Below are 16,555 nucleotides of genomic sequence, written 5' to 3'. Positions count from 1 at the left end.
GGCAAGCCCCCTCCCACATTGTGATTTCCAGTTATCTGGCAATCACTGCATCCAAGGCGGCGGCGGAGGTTCGTCCGGCACCTTGCTCGGCGGCGCATCGTCCGCCGCGCGAATCGCCTGGCGGCGCTCTTCATCCAACCGCGCCGCTTCGATCTCGCGGATCACACCGCCGACGTCTGCCAGTTCTTCCGGCTCGTCGAACTCACCGGTCAACACGCTGGCAGGGTGCAACGTGCCGGCTTCGTACAGCGCCCACATTTCCTTGGCGTACTTGGTCTTCTTCAACTCCGGGGCAAAGCGCCCGAAATAGGAAGCCATGTTGCCCACGTCCCGCTCCAGCATGCTGAACGCGTGGTTATTGCCCGCCGCATCCACCGCCTGGGGCAGGTCGATGATCACAGGGCCGGTGGGCGTGAGCAGTACGTTGAACTCGGACAGGTCACCGTGCACCAGGCCGGTACACAGCATCAGCACGATCTGGGAAATCAGGAAGGCGTGGTATTCGCGCGCCTGGTCCGGTTCCAGCACCACGTCGTTCAGACGCGGCGCCGCATCGCCGTACTCGTCGGCCACCAGTTCCATCAGCAGCACGCCTTCAAGGAAGTCGAACGGCTGGGGCACGCGGACGCCCGCACCGGCCAGGCGGAACAATGCAGCCACTTCGGCGTTCTGCCAGGCATCCTCGGTTTCTTTCTTGCCGAACTTGGAGCCCTTGGCCATGGCCCGGGCCTGCCGGCTGTTACGGACCTTACGGCCTTCCTGGTATTCGGACGCTTGACGAAAACTTCGTTTGTTCGCCTCCTTGTAAACCTTGGCGCAACGCAATTCGTTGCCGCAGCGCACCACATAAACAGCTGCTTCTTTACCACTCATGAGTGGGCGCAGCACTTCGTCGACCAGACCGTCTTCGATCAGGGGTTCAATGCGTTTAGGAGTCTTCATCAGCTTTTATTGTGGGTCCTGTATTACCAAACACGCGTATGGCACTCGTTATACGGCAATCAGCTCGCCGGTGGGAGAGGCTAGCGACCGTTGATCACTTAAGAATGCATCCAATATGCCAGTTTCAGCGCTCGATGATCGCCGTAACACCCTGACCGCCCGCAGCGCAGATCGAAATCAGCCCACGCCCCTTGCCCGCCGCGTCCAGCAACTTGGCCAGATTGGCAACGATACGCCCACCGGTGGCGGCAAACGGATGGCCAGCGGCCAGGGAACTGCCTTTAACGTTCAAGCGGCTACGGTCGATGGAACCCAAGGGGGCGTCAAGTCCCAGGCGCGTCTTGCAGTAGTCCGCATCCTCCCAAGCCTTGAGCGTGCACAACACTTGGGCAGCGAAGGCTTCGTGGATCTCGTAGTAATCGAAGTCCTGCAGCGTCAGACCGTTCCTCGCCAGCAAGCGCGGTACCGCATACACCGGCGCCATCAGCAGGCCTTCGGCACCGTTGACGAAGTCCACCGCCGCCGCTTCGCCATCGCGCAGGTACGCGAGGATCGGCAGGCCGCGCTCCCTGGCCCACGCTTCACTGCCCAAGAGCACCAGCGATGCGCCATCGGTGAGCGGCGTGGAGTTGCCGGCAGTGAGCGTGCCCTTTGCGCTGCGTTCGAAGGCGGGTTTAAGGGCGGCGAGTTTTTCCAGGGTCAGGTCGGGACGCAGGTTGTTGTCGCGGGTCAGGCCCAGGAACGGCGTGAGCAGATCGTTGTGCCAGCCCTCGGCATAGGCGGCGGCCATTTTCTGGTGGCTTTCCAGGGCCAACTGGTCCTGCTCGGCGCGGGGGATCTGCCAGGTCTGCGCCATCAATTCGCAGTGCTGGCCCATGGACAAACCGGTACGCGGTTCGCCGTTGCGCGGCAGTTCCGGCTTGAGGTGATGGGGACGAAGTTGTAACAGGACTTTTAATCTATCCGCCATGGACTTGCTGCGGTTGGCTTGCAGCAAAAGCCTGCGCAGTCCTTCGTTCACCCCGATCGGTGCGTCGGAGGTGGTGTCGACCCCACCGGCAATCCCGCATTCGATCTGGCCCAGGGCGATCTTGTTGGCCACCAGCAACGCCGCTTCCAGGCCGGTGCCGCAGGCCTGTTGAATGTCATAGGCCGGGGTTTGCGGGGACAGGCGCGAGCCAAGCACACATTCGCGGGTCAAGTTGAAATCCCTCGAGTGCTTGAGCACCGCGCCGGCAGCCACTTCACCCAGGCGCAGGCCGTGCAGGTTGTAGCGTTCGATCAGGCCTTCGAGGGCCGCGGTCAGCATTGCCTGGTTGCTCGCCGTGGCATAGGGGCCATTGGAACGGGCGAAGGGAATGCGGTTACCGCCAATGATCGCTACACGGCGCAATTGAGTCATGGAAAGCTCCCTCTGTCTGTTATGGGCTGGATTACTGAGCCTAGTCGAACGACTGCTACCCTGGGATGGTCAACCCTTTGAACCCCAGCCTTCGGAGAGCGTTCCATGTCTGACCGTTATATCGACTTCGCCAACTCAAGCCTCGGCCATCGTCTGGTCGCCGCCATTGGCCTGCCGTCGCCGGTACGCCTGGAACGCTGGCAGGCCGGGCGCCTGCGCCCGGTGGAAGGCGCATTGCTGCTGGGCGGCGGTGCACTGGTCAGCAAGGTGCAGGCGTTTGCCAACAGACTCACCGATGCCATTTACACCTACGGGACTGAAACGTCGACGTGGATTCCCGGGCACGGTCCCAAACTCAAGGCCGTGGTGTTCGACGCCAGCGACTTGCAACACACCGACCAGCTCAAGCAACTGCGCGAGTTCTTCCAGCCGCTGCTGAAAAACCTGGATAACAGTGCGCACCTGGTGATCCTCGGCCGTGCGCCGGAAAACCTCAGCGATCCGTTCGCCGCCAGTGCCCAACGCGCCCTGGAAGGCTTCAGCCGCTCGCTGGCCAAGGAGTTGCGCAACGGTGGCGTGTTGCAATTGCTGTATGTCGGCGACGGTGCCGAAGACCAGTTGGAAGGCGCCCTGCGCTTCTTCCTCTCGCCGAAAAGCGCCTATATCTCCGGCCAGGTGATCCGCCTGGAGGCTTGCACTACACCGGTGGAAGATTGGACACGGCCGCTGGCCGGGCGCAAGGCGCTGGTCACCGGCGCCGCCCGGGGCATCGGGGCATCCATCGCCGAGACCCTGGCCCGCGATGGTGCCGAGGTGATCCTGCTCGACGTGCCCCAGGCCAAGGCCGACCTCGACGCCCTGGCCGCACGCCTGGGTGCACGCACCGTAGCGCTGGATATCTGCGCCGAAGACGCCGGCAACCAATTGATCGAACACTTGCCCGAAGGCCTCGACATCCTGGTGCATAACGCGGGTATCACCCGTGACAAAACCCTGGCAAACATGACCCCGGAATACTGGGACGCGGTGCTGGCGGTCAACCTCAATGCACCGCAGGTACTGACCCAGGCGCTGCTCGACAGCGGCACCCTGCACGACAACGCCCGTGTAGTGCTGCTGGCTTCGATCAGCGGCATCGCCGGCAACCGTGGGCAAACCAACTATGCGGCGAGCAAGGCCGGCTTGATCGGCCTCGCACAGGCCTGGGCGCCGCTGCTCAAGGAGCGCGGCATCAGTATCAACGCCGTGGCGCCGGGGTTTATCGAAACCCAGATGACCGCGCATATCCCGTTCGCCTTGCGTGAGGCCGGGCGACGCATGAGTTCGCTGGGCCAGGGCGGCCTGCCGCAGGACGTCGCCGAAGCGGTGGCCTGGCTGGGCCAACCGGGTTCCGGTGCGGTCAGCGGGCAAGCGCTGCGGGTGTGTGGGCAAAGTCTGCTGGGGGCGTAACCATGCAATGGAAGACGTTAGACAGTGCACCGTCTCTGCCGCCGCTGTATTGGCGTGCGGCCCTCAAGCGCAAGATCACCGGCCGCACGCTGCCCGAGCACGGGTTGCGCTGCCGGGTCAGCATCGACCCCAAGCGGGTAGCGGCCTATCGCAAGGTCTGCGGCTTTGCCGACAGTCCGATCCTGCCGGCGACGTATCCGCATATCCTTGCGTTCGGTTTGCAGATGCAGTTGCTCACCGATGAGAGTTTTCCGTTCCCGCTGCTGGGGCTGATTCACCTGAGTAACCGCATCCGCATTCATCGCCCCCTGGGGGGTGTGAGCGACCTGTCTGTGGCTGTACACGCGCAGAACCTCAAGCCCCACGCCAAGGGCGCAACCTTCGACCTGATCACCACGGTTGAAGACTCCCTCGGCCTGCTGTGGGAAGCTGAAAGCCGCATGTTGTGCCGGGGCGTGAAGCTGGAAGGCGCGGCAGAAGATATCGCCCAATCGCCCCCCGACCAGGTCAGCGAGCTGACCCGCTGGAAAGCCCCCGTCGATATCGGCCGTCGTTATGCGCGAGTCTCCGGTGATTACAACCCGATCCACCTCAGCGCCCTGACCGCCAAGCTGTTCGGCTTCCCCCAGGCCATCGCCCATGGATTGTGGAACAAGGCACACACCGTTGCCGCGCTCGGCGAACATTTGCCCGCCGCCAATATCGAGATCGACGTCGAGTTCAGGAAACCTGTGCGCCTGCCCGGTGAAGTGACGTTATTGTCCAGCGCCGCCGGTTCCAGCGGAGAGTTGCGGTTGAAAGGCGCGGGCGATATTGAACATATGGTAGGTAAGTGGCGACCGATCGCCTGAAACAAACAGATTAATTGTATATATACACCCTAAGTAATAGCGGACTTTATGAAGTCCGCTTTTTTATTTAACCAATTGATTTATAACCTATATATATCTTGATACATCCACCCTTTACACCCTTGGTATTAGTTGCTTAACCGGTACATCGCTGCTGTATATAAATCGTTAATACCAAGTAGAGCATTGAGAGAACGCACCGCCGGGGCTGTTATAGCCGCACGGACAAACGCATCGCTATCCCCAGAAGTAGCGAGCGCTTGAAGACAACGAAGGTTGTACAGGTGCAAGGAACTCAATCATGAAAACTCAAGTCGTGTTTTGGAAAGCAAGTACCGCGCTGGCCCTGGCAGTAGCACTGGCACTCGGCGGCTGCAGCAGCGGTGGTGGTGGGCACAAATCCAGCGTTGCAGCATCCTCCCCGGATGCAGGTGCAGGAACCGGGGGTGGCACGGGTGGCGGTGATGGCAGTGGCACAGGCGGCACGGGTGGCGGCACAGGTGGTGGCACAGGTGGTGGCACAGGCGGTGGCACAGGCGGTGGCACAGGCGGTGGCACGGGTGGAGGCACAGGCGGTGGCACGGGTGGAGGCACAGGCGGCGGCACAGGCTCGACCAGCACACCTCTGGTCACCGGCCAGATTGCCGGTACCCTGGGCGGCACCGTGGGTAACGTAGGCGCTGCCGTCGGCGATCTGGGCGACACTTTGACCAGCGTCCCCATCGTGGGCACCACCGCAGGAGGCCTGGTCACCGCAACCGGCAATGCGGTCACCAGTATTGGAACCGGCGTCACTGCAGGCCTGGGCTCGCTGGGCACAAATAGCAATTCCTTAGGCATCACCGTGGCGGGTGTAGGTAATGGCGTCGCCGACTTGGGCGACGGCCTTTCGACCACCGGCAAATCCTTGTCCACTACGCTGGGCGGCGTTCCAGTCGTCGGCGGACTGACCGGCGGTGTAGGGGGCGCAGCAGGAGGCCTGGTCGACCAGGTTGGCCAGGCCGTCACCATGCTCGGCGATACCTTGAGTACCGCCAGCACCACCGGCCCGCTGGGCTCGATCACCGGCCGTGTCGGCGCAAGAGTGCTGGTACCCGTGGTGTCGTTGGTGGAAAACACCACCGGCAACCTCGGCAACGCAACCGGTCTGGGAAACCCGGTAAACGGCCTGGTGGATAAGGTCGGTGCCGCAGTCACCGGCCTGGGTGGCCAGGTGGCCAGCGCAGGCGGTACCGGTAACCCCGTCACTGACATCGTGGGTGGCGCATTGACCGGCGTCGGTGGCGTGCTCGACAAATCAGGGGGTTATGTCGCTCCAGCGGGTGGCGCTTCCGCACCTGGCTTGCCTGAGTTGGTAGGTGGCCTGGTGGCAAATGTCGGTAACGGGCTGAATGCTGGCAACACCAACGGCGCGGTCAGCGCAGCAGGTGTCACCGGTGGCGCGCTGGGCGGCACCGTCGCCTCCCTCGGCACGGTCATCGGTGGTACCGGCGTGGCCAACACGGGGGCAACGGCACCCGTCGCAGGCCTGGCAACCAATGTCGGTGCAGCCCTCAATCCTGTGACATCAGGCGTGGCCAGCCTCACGCAAAACATCGGCACAACCACAGGCGTCGGTGCTCCGGTCAACGGCCTGGTGACCAACGTGGGCGCCGCAGTCACCAACGTCGGGACCACGCTGACCGGTGCAAATGCCAACCCGATCACTCACGCGCTGGGCAATACCGTCAGTGCCGTAGGCGGTACGGTAGGCTCGGTCGGGGGCCTGGTCACTGGAGGTACCGGCAGCAGTGGCGGCCTGCTCGGTGGCTTGAGCGTCGGCGCCTCCGCCAATGGCAGTGCAGGCGCTACCACCAACACCGGTGTAGGCGGTTTGCTCACAGGCCTCACCGGTCAATAGAAATGCACCTGGCCGATTAGACGGCCTCACCTACAGCGCCTACGCTTGGTTGAGACGAGAGCCCCCAATAAGTCTCTCGTCTTTTTTATGCGGCTTGGCACCATGTTCCTCCCGAGCCGAGTCCCAGAACCCGGTGGGCCCGAAACGCTGCTGCAGTTGACCATGGAGTGTCCTATGCGCGTGTTGACGCCGTTGTTATTGCTTTCTCTCAGTGCCTACGCCCAGGCCGAGACCCTTCCCAGCTTCCTCAACAGCAACGACACCATCCGCAACTTGCCAGTGCCCAACCTCCCTGCCGATGCTTATCGACCGGTCACGCCGCAAACCCAGGTGCCTGAAGCACCGCCTACCCAGGGCCAGCCGCTGATGATGGACACCAAGGTGACGATTCGCAAACTGCAGATCGAGGGTGGCACGGTCTACCCTCTCGCCGAGAGCGCCAAAGCCTACGAACCGTTGATCGGCCATGAGACCAACCTGGCGCAGTTGATCGAAGCTACCCGCGGTATCACACGTCGGTACCAACAGGACGGCTATCTGCTGTCCTATGCGTTCCTGCCCCAGCAGAACTTTGAAAACGGCCTGGTGCGCGTGGTGCTGGTGGAGGGCTATATCAAGGATTACCAGCAAAGTGGCGACATCGGCTCGGTCTCGACCTACGTCGACAAGTTGGCCGACAAGCTTCTGGTCGAACGCCCCCTGACCCGCAAGACCTTCGAGCGCTACACCACGCTCATGGGCCGCATCCCGGGCGTCACGTTGCAAGCCCAAGTTCCACCACCCCGTACCACTGACGGTGGCACGAGCATGCACATCACCGCAAGCCGCAAACCCTTCACCAGCAGCATGAGCATGACCGACGACAGCCGTGGTGGCCTGCAGGCCTTGCTTACCGGTACCAGCAACGCCCAGACCAGCATGGGCGAGCAGCTCAACATCAGCGGTCTGCTCCCACCTGGCAAGGATAAAGAGCATTACTACCGCGTGGGCTACAGCCAGTTCGTGAATGCCGAGGGGACCCAACTGGCGCTCGGCGCTGAGCGCTATCGCGCCGATCCCAACACCAGCCTGCAACTGGGCGGCGGCTTCGCGCTCAAGCCGCACCAGGCCATCGATCGCTATTCCGTCGGCCTCAGCCATCCGTTGATTGCCTCACCCAATGAGTCGCTGACCCTGGGCACGCGCCTGTACGCAGTCGACCAGACCACGCGCTACCAACTGGTGGGCTACCCCCAGCGCTTCGACATCGAAACCAACCTGCGCGCCCTGGCCTTTGAAGGTGACTGGCGCAAGGCCGACACGCGCCAGTTACGCATTCTCAGTGCAGGCCTGTACCAGGGGATAGACGGCATGGGTGCCAAGACCCGTAGTGATTTCGAAGGACTCAAGCCAGACCTGGATTTCTTCCGCCTGCGCCTGTCCGGCGTCCAGAGCGACACGTTCTTCGATAACTGGCAGGGCGTGCTGTCGGGAGCGTTTTACTGGAGTGATGACACCCTGCCCGACAGCGAACGTGCCACCTTCGGCGGGCAGAACTTCGGGCGTGGCTACCCCGATGACCAAGGTTCCGGCGACAAGGGCTGGGGGTTGGCGTATGAGGTCAACTACAGCTACAACCGCGCCGGTGAGTGGGTGCGGATCCTGCAGCCCTATATCGTGTTCGACCGTGCCAAGTCCTGGTTCAACAACCTGCCGGTCAGGGCCAGCGATATGTCATCTGCGGCGATGGGCCTGCGCTTTGGTGACAACAAGTACTACAACATTGCATTGGAAGCCGCCAAACCCATGTCAGATATTGCGCTGGACAGCTTCAACCGCAGGCCGCGCTACTCACTGAGCTTCAGCTACCAACTGTAATCCCCCATAGAGGCCAGGCTCTAAGGTTTCGCTTTGGGCAGGGGGAAGAGGTTGTTCAACGTATCGATCAACCGCACCAGGTAGATCGGCTTGCGAAACAGGTCCAGCACCTGCAGGCGCAGCATGTCGCTCACATCATCCATTTCGGCATGACCCGACATCACAATCACCGGCAAGTGCGAGCGTGAGGTGTGTTCGCGCAGGCGCTTGATCAAGGAAATGCCACTTTCCTCAGGCATGCGCAGGTCGGTGATGACCAGGGCGATGTCGGGGTGAAGTGTCAATTCTTGCAGGGCGAAGGTGACGGAATTGGCGGTGAAACACACAAACCCTTCGTTTTCGAGGGATTCGGCGAGTTCGATCAGGGCGTCCTCTTCGTCATCCACCAAAAGAATTTGTTGGCGGGAAGTCGAAGAGGCGCTCATGGCTGTACCTGGACAGGAAGAACGTTAATGAGGCGCTTCCACATGGAAAAAGACGCTATCAAGTGGTCATCTTAGTGGCGACGCTGTCGAAGATCGATTTGATCTTAGTTCCCAGCCCAGAACCGGCACCGACGATCACCAATGCAACCATGGCCACAATGATCGCGTACTCAATCCCGGACGCACCGTCTTTGCGTTGAAAAAAAAGTTGGGTTTGGACATACAGCTTCAACATCATGTCAAGGAACATTGGACTTCTCCCTAAAACGCCACTGAAAGCCGGAAAGGCTCTACCACCAGATGATCGCGGCGTGCCATTAGAGCATTGTCAACAAACCCTGGCCTCACAACTGTAAGAACGGATTAATCACAAAGTATTAGTCGCAACGTTGACGCCACAACACCGCAGTTTAAAAGGCCAACTTTCTGCTTCAGATAATTTTTCCCCGCGGTAATGGCATTTCGTCCTAGCTGAGCTACCTTCAAATAGCCAAATCGTTAGATGTTCATCACAGCCAGGTTGCGGATTAACCCGTTTGGATTAACAGGGTGTGCAGTGCAACGGGAAAGGGAGAGCCGTCATGAACAGTCGCATCAGCATGGTCCTGGCCGGCTTGCTGCTGATCGGGGCATTGATTGCCGGGTACTGGGGGCTGGTGTTGAGCCGCGCACCTGAGCCCGTCGCAGCGCCTGCCGCACCTGTCGTTTCCGTTGAAAAAACCCTCGCCGCCGCTGAAGACCAAACCCGCCAGCCGGTGGTCGTCCTGCGGCATGAAGTGCCTGCCTTTACGCCACTGACCGCCGCGGACCTGTCCGTCGAGAAACTGCGCACCGCGCCCGCCGGCAGCCTGACCCAACTCGACCAGGCCATCGGGCGCATACCCCTGAGAACCCTCGGCGCCGGTACCTGGCTCAACGAGGACAGTTTCAACGCCGGCGGCCCCCTCTCGCGCATGATCCGCCCCAACGAGCGCGCGCTGGCCGTGGCCGTGGACGAGGTGGTCGGCGCAGCAGGCCAATTGAGCCCCGGCGATTACGTGGATGTGCTGCTGTTCCTGCGCCAGGATGCCGGCAACGCCGAACAGTCGGCCCAGATCGTCCTTCCGGCGATGCGCCTGCTCAGCGTCGGCGATCAATTGGGCCTGGCCAACGATGGCCAACCGGCAGTGCCACCCCCGGCTACCGCCGAAGAACGCGCCCAGGCCCTACAACGTCGACTCACCGCACGCACCGTGGTGCTGGCCGTGCCGGAGCCTTTATTAAGCCGCATGATGCTCGCGGCACAAGCCGGGACCTTGCGCCTGGCCGTGCGCAGTGCCGAGGAACAACTGCTCAGCCGCTATTGGGCCGGTGAAGACGACACCGCGCAGAAGCTGGAAAGCGCTAACCGCGACCTTTACCAGTTCACTCAACTGGCGTTGACCGGCCCGCCCAAACCCGTCGTGCCGGCTGGCGGTGGGCCTGGTGTACGGCGTGGCATTGAAGTGATTCGCGGTGCCCAGGCGGCACCACAAACCCCGTGATCGAGCAAGGATGCCTTGAATGAGCCATCGCTACGCACCCCTGTTCACGCAACTGGCCTGCGCCCTGATGCTGGCGAGCCTGCCGATCGACATGGCCCTGGCAGCGCCGGGCAACTGCAGTGCCCTGGGCCAGCTGCCCGCCGTGGTCGAGGTGGGAGAAGGCCTGCAACAGGAACTGCAATCGCCCGTGGCAATTACGCGCCTGGCCATCGGCGATCCGAAAATCGCCGACGTGCGGGTCAACGGTGACCGTAACTTCCTGCTCACCGGTGTCAGCAGCGGCGCCACCAGCCTGCTGGTGTGGACCGCCTGCGCCAGCGCGCCGCGCCAGAGCATGGTGTTCGTCAAGGGCAAGGCCACCTCGGCGCTGACCAGCGTGTCGCTGTCGCCCTCGCAAGACCCGTTGCTGCCCAGCCAGGTGCAGACCGACATCCGCTTTGTGGAAGTCAGCCGTACCAAGCTCAAGGAAGCCAGTACGAAGTTTCTCGGCGTGGGTACCAACTTTTTCCTCGGTAGCCCCAGCCTTCTTTCGCCCTCTGAGGGGGTATTCAAGCTGCCGGTGAGCACGGACAGTTTCAACGTCGGATTTGGCGGCGGCCGGGTCAAGGCCATGATCAACGCCCTGGAGCGCAGCGGCTTTGCCTACACCCTGGCCCGCCCAAGCCTGGTGGCCATGAGCGGGCAGAGCGCATCCTTCCTCGCCGGCGGTGAAGTGCCCGTCCCGGTACCCAGCTCTGGTAGCGATACCATCTCCATCGAATACAAAGAGTTCGGTATTCGCCTGACCCTGACCCCCACCGTGATCGACCGCAACCGCATCACTCTCAAGGTGGCACCGGAAGTCAGCGAACTGGACTACAGCAACGCCGTGCAGATTCAAGGCATCCAGGTGCCGGCCCTGACTGTACGCCGTACCGACACCAGCGTGTCCCTGGCCGATGGCGAAAGCTTCGTGATCAGCGGCCTGATCAGCACCAACAACCGCTCGACCATCGATAAATTTCCAGGGCTGGGCGATATCCCCATCCTTGGCGCATTTTTCCGCGATTCCACGATCAGCCGCGAAGAAAAAGAGCTGCTGATGATCGTCACGCCGCACTTGGTGCAGCCGTTGGCCGCCAACGCCCAACTGCCCTCCTTGCCCGGCGAAAAACTGCGCAACTACGACCCGAACTGGTACCGGCTGTTCTTTCTGGAAAACGGCAACTTCGACCGTCGCAGTGGACTTTCCCAATGAGCGATAGCCTGAGCCAGACCTTCCTCGCCATCACCCGCAACACCACTGACCTTGAGTGGCTGCAGGGGGCTCTCGCACCGCTTGGTCAAGTGGTAAGTGCCGGCACCGGCAGCCTCGACGAACTGTTGGCGCTGGTCGATGTGACCTTCGCCAACCTGGTGTTCATCGGCCTTGACCGCGAAAACCTGGTGGCCCAGAGCGCACTGATCGAAGGGGCGCTGGAAGCCAAGCCCATGCTCGCCGTGGTTGCCCTCGGCGATGGCATGGACAACCAGCTTGTGCTGAATGCCATGCGTGCCGGCGCCCGCGATTTCGTGGCCTACGGCTCACGCTCCAGCGAAGTGGCCGGCCTGGTGCGGCGCCTGAGCAAGCGCCTGCCGACCGTGACCCCCAACGCACAACTGGGCGGCCTGACCGTGCTGTTCGGCACCCAGAGCAACGCCGACGGCGCGATGCTGGCCACCCACCTGGCGCTGGTGGTGCAAAAGAGCGGGCAGCAGACCCTGCTGCTCGACCTCGGCCTGCCACGCAGCGACAGCCTGGCGTTGCTGGGCCTGGAGAGCACGTTCAATTTCGGCGATGCGCTGCGGCATTTGCGCCGCCTCGACACCACCTTGATCAACAGCGCCTTCACCACCGCCCTGGATGGCCTGCGCATCCTGGCGTACGCCACCGGTGACGAACCGCTCAAACTCACCAGCGCCGCCGAGCTGTACATGTTGCTCAGCGCCTTGCGCCAACACTTCCAGCACATCGTCGTGAACATTACCGGACAGCCGGACAGCGAAGCCCTGCGCACCTTTGTCAGCCATTGCGACAAACTGCTGTGGTGCACCGACCAGAACGTACTGGACTGCCGTCGCAACCTGGCGGTGATCAATCGCTGGCGTGAAAAAGGCATGAAGCTTGAGCATGCCAAACTGGTAGTGGACCGCTACATCAAGGCCTGCGCACCGGACACCGAAGCCCTGGAAAAGAGCTTCGGCCTCGAATGCGTCGCCGTGCTGCCCCTGAGTGCCGAACTGCGCCTGAATGTGAAAAACCAGGGCCAGACGCTGTTCGCCCTGGCGCCGCGCGAACCCTTGACCCAGGCCGTGCGCGCCTTGGGCGAGCGCCTGGCAAAACGCTCCGAGGGTTTGGCAAAGCCTTCGATGCGCTGGTTTGAACGCATCCTGGGGTCAGGACGATGAACGGAGAAAAGCTGTTTGGCGGCCCGGCCCGCGCTGCCGGTGGCAACACCGATCACGATGGCCTGAAACTGGTGCTGCATCGCTACATCATCGACGCCATCGAAGAGTCGGGCAAGAACCTGCTCGAAGGCACGCGCCAGTCCCTGGCGCAATTCGTCACCGACAAAGTCTCCGAGTACATCACGCGCATGCGCCTGGCGATTTCGCGCTACGAGACGGAGCGCCTGGCCGAAGAGATCGTTGACGAACTCACCGGTTTCGGCCCGCTGGAGGTGTTGTTGCGCGATCCGTCGGTGACCGAAATCTTGGTCAACGGGCCACATCGAGTATTTATCGAACGTGATGGTTTGCTGCACCAGAGCGACCTGCGCTTCATCGACGACCACCACGTGGAGCGCGTGATGCAACGCATCCTCGCACCGCTGGGCCGGCGCCTGGATGAGTCTTCGCCCATGGTGGATGCGCGCCTGCCCGATGGCAGCCGGGTCAATGCGATCATCCCGCCGATCGCCCTGGACGGACCGTGCCTGTCGATTCGCAAATTCCGCAAGGACATGCTCAAGAGCAGCGACCTGGTCGCCATGCAGACCATCGACCAGAGCATTTTCGAGTTCTTTCAGGAGGCCGTGGGCAAGCGCTGCAATATCCTGATCAGCGGCGGCACAGGCACCGGCAAGACTACGCTGCTGAATATCCTCAGTCAGTTGATCAACCCCCACGAACGCCTGGTGACCATCGAGGACGTCGCCGAATTGCAATTGGGCCACCCCCACGTGGTACGCCTGGAAACCCGTCCACCCAACGCCGAGGGCCACGGCGAAGTCAAGTCCAGCGACCTGATCCGCAACGCCCTGCGGATGCGCCCGGACCGCATCATCCTTGGCGAGATCCGTGGTGTCGAAGTGCTCGACGTGATGACGGCGATGAACACCGGCCACGACGGCTCCATGAGCACCGTGCACGCCAACAACGCCCAGGATGCATTGCTGCGCCTGGAAACCCTGGTGGGCCTGACCGGGCGGGCAATCGCCGAAAAAACCCTGCGCCAGATGATCTGCGCCGCACTGGACGTGATCATCCAGCTGTCGCGCATGCCCGATGGGCGTCGCTGCGTGAGCGAAGTGGTGGAAGTGGTCGGTGTGCGTGATGACGTGTACGTCACCAATACCCTGTTTCGCCTGGACCGGCGTACCGGCTTTGGCTTCCTGCGCGAAGCCCTCAACCCGGCCGGCGACAAACTGCGCCGCGAATCGGCGTTGCAGTCCTAGGGAGCGCGTGATGACAGGACCGGTGTTGTTGCTTGTCTGCCTGCTGTTGATCGGCCTGTCGTTCTGGCAGTTTCAGCATGGCCTGCGCAAAGCCCAGACGGACCGCGTGCTGGAGCGCCTGGGTGACGGCCAGCCGCAGACACAGGAACCGAACAACAAGTGGACCGCTCTTGAGCGCATGTTCCAGCGTGCCGGGCTGGGCAAACCCACTGACCGCCTGGGCCTTTGGCTGAGCGCCTGGGTGATCGGCGCGCTGTTCGGCTGGCTGCTGGCCGACGGTCTGGGGCTGATCGCGATGGTCGTGACGCCGCCCCTGGTACTGCGCTTGTACATCAGTTGGCGTTATCAACGGCGCGTGCAGCGCATGGTCGAGCAACTGCCGCAGTTGCTCGACCACAGTGTACGCAGCCTCAAGTCCGGCAGAACCCTGGCAGATGCAGTACTGGGCGGCGTCGAAGGCGTTGAAGACCCGCTCAAGGACGCCATGGCCCGCGTGCAACGCAATGTGCGCATGGGGGTCAGCCTGCCGGACTCGGTGAGCGACTTTGCCGAGTTCTACGAGCAGGACGAATTCCGCCTGTTCGCCCTCGGCCTGAAGGTCAACCACCGCTACGGCGGCAACGCCAGCGAACTGCTGGAAAACCTCATCAAGATGATTCGCGAGCGCGAACAAGGTGCCCGGCAACTCAAGGCCATGACCGGTGAAACGCGCATGACCGCCTATGTGCTGGGCGGACTGCCCATCCTGATCGTCGGCTACTTCATGATCGTCAACCCTGGCTACTTGATGACCATGTGGAACGACGACACCGGGCGCATCATGCTGTTCGCCGCGCTGGGGATGGACCTGACGGGTACCTTCGTCATGTGGCGCATGTTGAGGAGTGTCTGAGATGGTGCTGCTGGCCTGCGCCCTGTTGTTGCTATCCGCCGCGGTACTGGTGGGAGGCCAGGTGCTTGAACATCGCCGGCGTGATCGACGGGTCGCCGAGCGCTTGCAAGGGCGGAGGGCAAGCGACCACAAACTCGGTAGCTTCATGCGTCAACTGGGGGGAAGCGCCCTGGCCCAGCGCTCGGTCAGCCTGGACAACGAGACTCAGGTTCTCCTCAACCGGATCGGTTGGCGCAAGGCCAGCCAGCGCTCGCTGTTCGCCGCCTTCCAGGTCGGCACGCCAATTGTGCTGCTGGGCCTCACCCTGCTCGGCCAGCAGCTATTGTTTCCGCACGCGGCCCCCGCATGGATTGCGCCGATGTTTGCCGTGGGCATCGGCTACCTGCTGCCCAAACGCGTACTCGCCGCTGCGGCCAAGTATCGCCAGCAGACCATCGCCAAGGAAATTTCAACCTTCATTCCACTGCTGCGCATCCTGTTCGAATCCGGCATGGCGATTGAACAGTCGCTGCGGGTGGTAGGCAACGAAGCTCAACGCCTGCTCCCCGCGTTGACGCATGAACTGCGCCTGATCCTGGCACGGGTCGATTCGGGGCTGGAGCTGGGCGAGGAACTGGGCAAGACCGCACGCGTGCTGGAGGTGGATGAGTTCACCGACACCTGCATCATCCTCCAGCAATTGATCCAGCAGGGCGGCGGCGCGATGAAGTCCCTGCTGGCCCTCAAGCAACTGCTCGACGACCGACGCCTGACCCGTTTGCAGGAATACATCTCGAAGATGTCGGCAAAAATGTCGGTGGTGATGATGGTGTTTCTGTTCCCCGCTTTGTTGATCGTGCTCGGCGGCCCCGCCTTTATCGGCATCGCCCGCGCGTTGAGCCACTTTTGAGGAGACCTTGATGAAAGCACTGATTGCCGGCCTGACGCTGTTGATGCTCGGCGGCTGCGCCACCAACGGCCAATCGCCCTGGGCGGCGCTGGCCTCACCGGGCAGTTGCACCAAGCCGAGCGCGGACCAGGAGCTGGCGCTGAACCTGTCCGACGACCTGGCCAACGAAGGCAAGCTGCACGCCAGCCTGGCCAACCTGCAAAACCTGCCCGAGTCCCTGCCCCAGGTGCGCCAGCGCAAGGCCCGCACTTATCGCCTGCTCGGGCGCAGCGAAGCCGAGCCGCTATACCGCAGCCTGCTCGGCACCTGCATGACGGCCGAAGGCGAGCACGGCCTCGGGCAGTTGGCGGCCGCCAGAGGCGACAACGGCCTGGCCATGACCCACTTGCAACGGGCTGCGCAGCTGGCCCCCACTGACGAAAAGATCCGCAATGACTTGGGCGTGGTCTACCTCAACCAATTACGGGTGGAAGACGCCCGCTTTGAATTCATGACCGCCATCGAACTCAAGCAAGGCGACCCGCTGGCCGCCGTCAACCTGGTCACACTGTTGATTTACCAGAACGACTGGGGGCAAGCGGCCAAGGTCGTCAGCCAGTTGGGCCTGAGCCGCGAGCAGTTCACCGAGGCCCAGGCCCGCGCGGAGAAACTCAAGGCCGCCGGCGTGGCGGCACGCAAAGTCGCGGCAGTCAGCCAGGCCCTGCCGGTGACCCTGAAGTAAGGAGAGCGA

The 16,555-nt window shown here is 62.3% G+C and carries 15 protein-coding genes; 11 read left to right on the top strand and 4 right to left on the bottom strand.

Annotated elements, in window-relative coordinates:
* Positions 1 to 42 precede the first annotated feature (42 nt).
* Both LUU92_RS03425 and LUU92_RS03420 read right to left on the bottom strand, forming a co-directional pair.
* On the bottom strand, positions 43 to 942 hold the full coding sequence (locus LUU92_RS03425; protein ID WP_014716761.1) for a PA4780 family RIO1-like protein kinase: 900 nt from the start codon (positions 940 to 942) through the stop codon (positions 43 to 45).
* Positions 943 to 1,066: 124 nt separating this feature from the next.
* A complete protein-coding gene (locus tag LUU92_RS03420; protein ID WP_257103164.1) occupies positions 1,067 to 2,344 on the bottom strand; it encodes an acetyl-CoA C-acetyltransferase in 1,278 nt (425 codons plus the stop codon).
* A gap of 105 nt (positions 2,345 to 2,449) precedes the next feature.
* On the opposite strand from LUU92_RS03420, the gene LUU92_RS03415 reads away from it, so the two are divergent.
* The 4 genes from LUU92_RS03415 to LUU92_RS03400 all read left to right on the top strand — a co-directional run bounded on the left by LUU92_RS03415 (position 2,450) and on the right by LUU92_RS03400 (position 8,401).
* Entirely contained in the window at positions 2,450 to 3,793 is a 1,344-nt protein-coding gene (locus LUU92_RS03415; RefSeq protein WP_071491569.1) for a 3-oxoacyl-ACP reductase, read from the top strand.
* 2 nt (positions 3,794 to 3,795) lie between these two features.
* Positions 3,796 to 4,644: a MaoC family dehydratase gene (locus tag LUU92_RS03410; RefSeq protein WP_257103163.1), complete on the top strand. Its 849-nt coding sequence runs from the start codon at positions 3,796 to 3,798 to the stop codon at positions 4,642 to 4,644.
* 301 nt (positions 4,645 to 4,945) lie between these two features.
* Positions 4,946 to 6,544, top strand: a complete 1,599-nt coding sequence (locus tag LUU92_RS03405) for a collagen-like triple helix repeat-containing protein (protein WP_257103162.1) — start codon at positions 4,946 to 4,948, stop codon at positions 6,542 to 6,544.
* 174 nt (positions 6,545 to 6,718) lie between these two features.
* Complete coding sequence (locus tag LUU92_RS03400) at positions 6,719 to 8,401, top strand: ShlB/FhaC/HecB family hemolysin secretion/activation protein (protein ID WP_257103161.1); 1,683 nt, start codon at positions 6,719 to 6,721, stop codon at positions 8,399 to 8,401.
* 20 nt (positions 8,402 to 8,421) lie between these two features.
* On the opposite strand, the gene LUU92_RS03395 is transcribed toward LUU92_RS03400, so the two are convergent.
* Together LUU92_RS03395 and LUU92_RS03390 are read right to left on the bottom strand one after the other, a co-directional pair.
* Complete coding sequence (locus LUU92_RS03395) at positions 8,422 to 8,826, bottom strand: response regulator (RefSeq protein ID WP_071491573.1); 405 nt, start codon at positions 8,824 to 8,826, stop codon at positions 8,422 to 8,424.
* Positions 8,827 to 8,884: 58 nt separating this feature from the next.
* Positions 8,885 to 9,076: a Flp family type IVb pilin gene (locus tag LUU92_RS03390; protein WP_058423609.1), complete on the bottom strand. Its 192-nt coding sequence runs from the start codon at positions 9,074 to 9,076 to the stop codon at positions 8,885 to 8,887.
* A gap of 331 nt (positions 9,077 to 9,407) precedes the next feature.
* Between LUU92_RS03390 and cpaB the strand changes: the two genes are divergently transcribed.
* From cpaB to LUU92_RS03355, 7 genes are read left to right on the top strand one after another with little or no spacing between them, the layout of a single operon-like run.
* Positions 9,408 to 10,349, top strand: a complete 942-nt coding sequence (gene cpaB / locus LUU92_RS03385) for a Flp pilus assembly protein CpaB (protein ID WP_093128527.1) — start codon at positions 9,408 to 9,410, stop codon at positions 10,347 to 10,349.
* 19 nt (positions 10,350 to 10,368) lie between these two features.
* Positions 10,369 to 11,586, top strand: a complete 1,218-nt coding sequence (locus tag LUU92_RS03380; RefSeq protein ID WP_071491575.1) for a type II and III secretion system protein family protein — start codon at positions 10,369 to 10,371, stop codon at positions 11,584 to 11,586.
* Positions 11,583 to 12,776 carry a CpaE/TadZ family protein gene (locus tag LUU92_RS03375; protein WP_071491576.1) on the top strand — a complete coding sequence of 398 codons (1,194 nt, stop codon included), beginning with the start codon at positions 11,583 to 11,585 and terminating at the stop codon, positions 12,774 to 12,776. The genes LUU92_RS03380 and LUU92_RS03375 overlap by 4 nt, the downstream gene beginning before the upstream one ends.
* Complete coding sequence (locus tag LUU92_RS03370; RefSeq protein ID WP_071491577.1) at positions 12,773 to 14,044, top strand: TadA family conjugal transfer-associated ATPase; 1,272 nt, start codon at positions 12,773 to 12,775, stop codon at positions 14,042 to 14,044. Before LUU92_RS03375 ends, LUU92_RS03370 begins: the two co-directional genes overlap by 4 nt.
* 10 nt (positions 14,045 to 14,054) lie before the next feature.
* Positions 14,055 to 14,936: a type II secretion system F family protein gene (locus tag LUU92_RS03365; RefSeq protein WP_071491578.1), complete on the top strand. Its 882-nt coding sequence runs from the start codon at positions 14,055 to 14,057 to the stop codon at positions 14,934 to 14,936.
* Position 14,937: 1 nt separating this feature from the next.
* Entirely contained in the window at positions 14,938 to 15,825 is an 888-nt protein-coding gene (locus LUU92_RS03360) for a type II secretion system F family protein (RefSeq protein WP_071491579.1), read from the top strand.
* 10 nt (positions 15,826 to 15,835) lie between these two features.
* Positions 15,836 to 16,546 (top strand): tetratricopeptide repeat protein, encoded by a 711-nt coding sequence (locus tag LUU92_RS03355; RefSeq protein WP_071491580.1) that lies wholly within the window; start codon positions 15,836 to 15,838, stop codon positions 16,544 to 16,546.
* The last annotated feature ends 9 nt before the right edge of the window (positions 16,547 to 16,555 follow it).

This window comes from Pseudomonas extremorientalis, assembly GCF_024584605.1.
Lineage (GTDB): Bacteria > Pseudomonadota > Gammaproteobacteria > Pseudomonadales > Pseudomonadaceae > Aquipseudomonas > Aquipseudomonas extremorientalis.
This window is presented reverse-complemented; position numbering and strand designations above follow the sequence as displayed.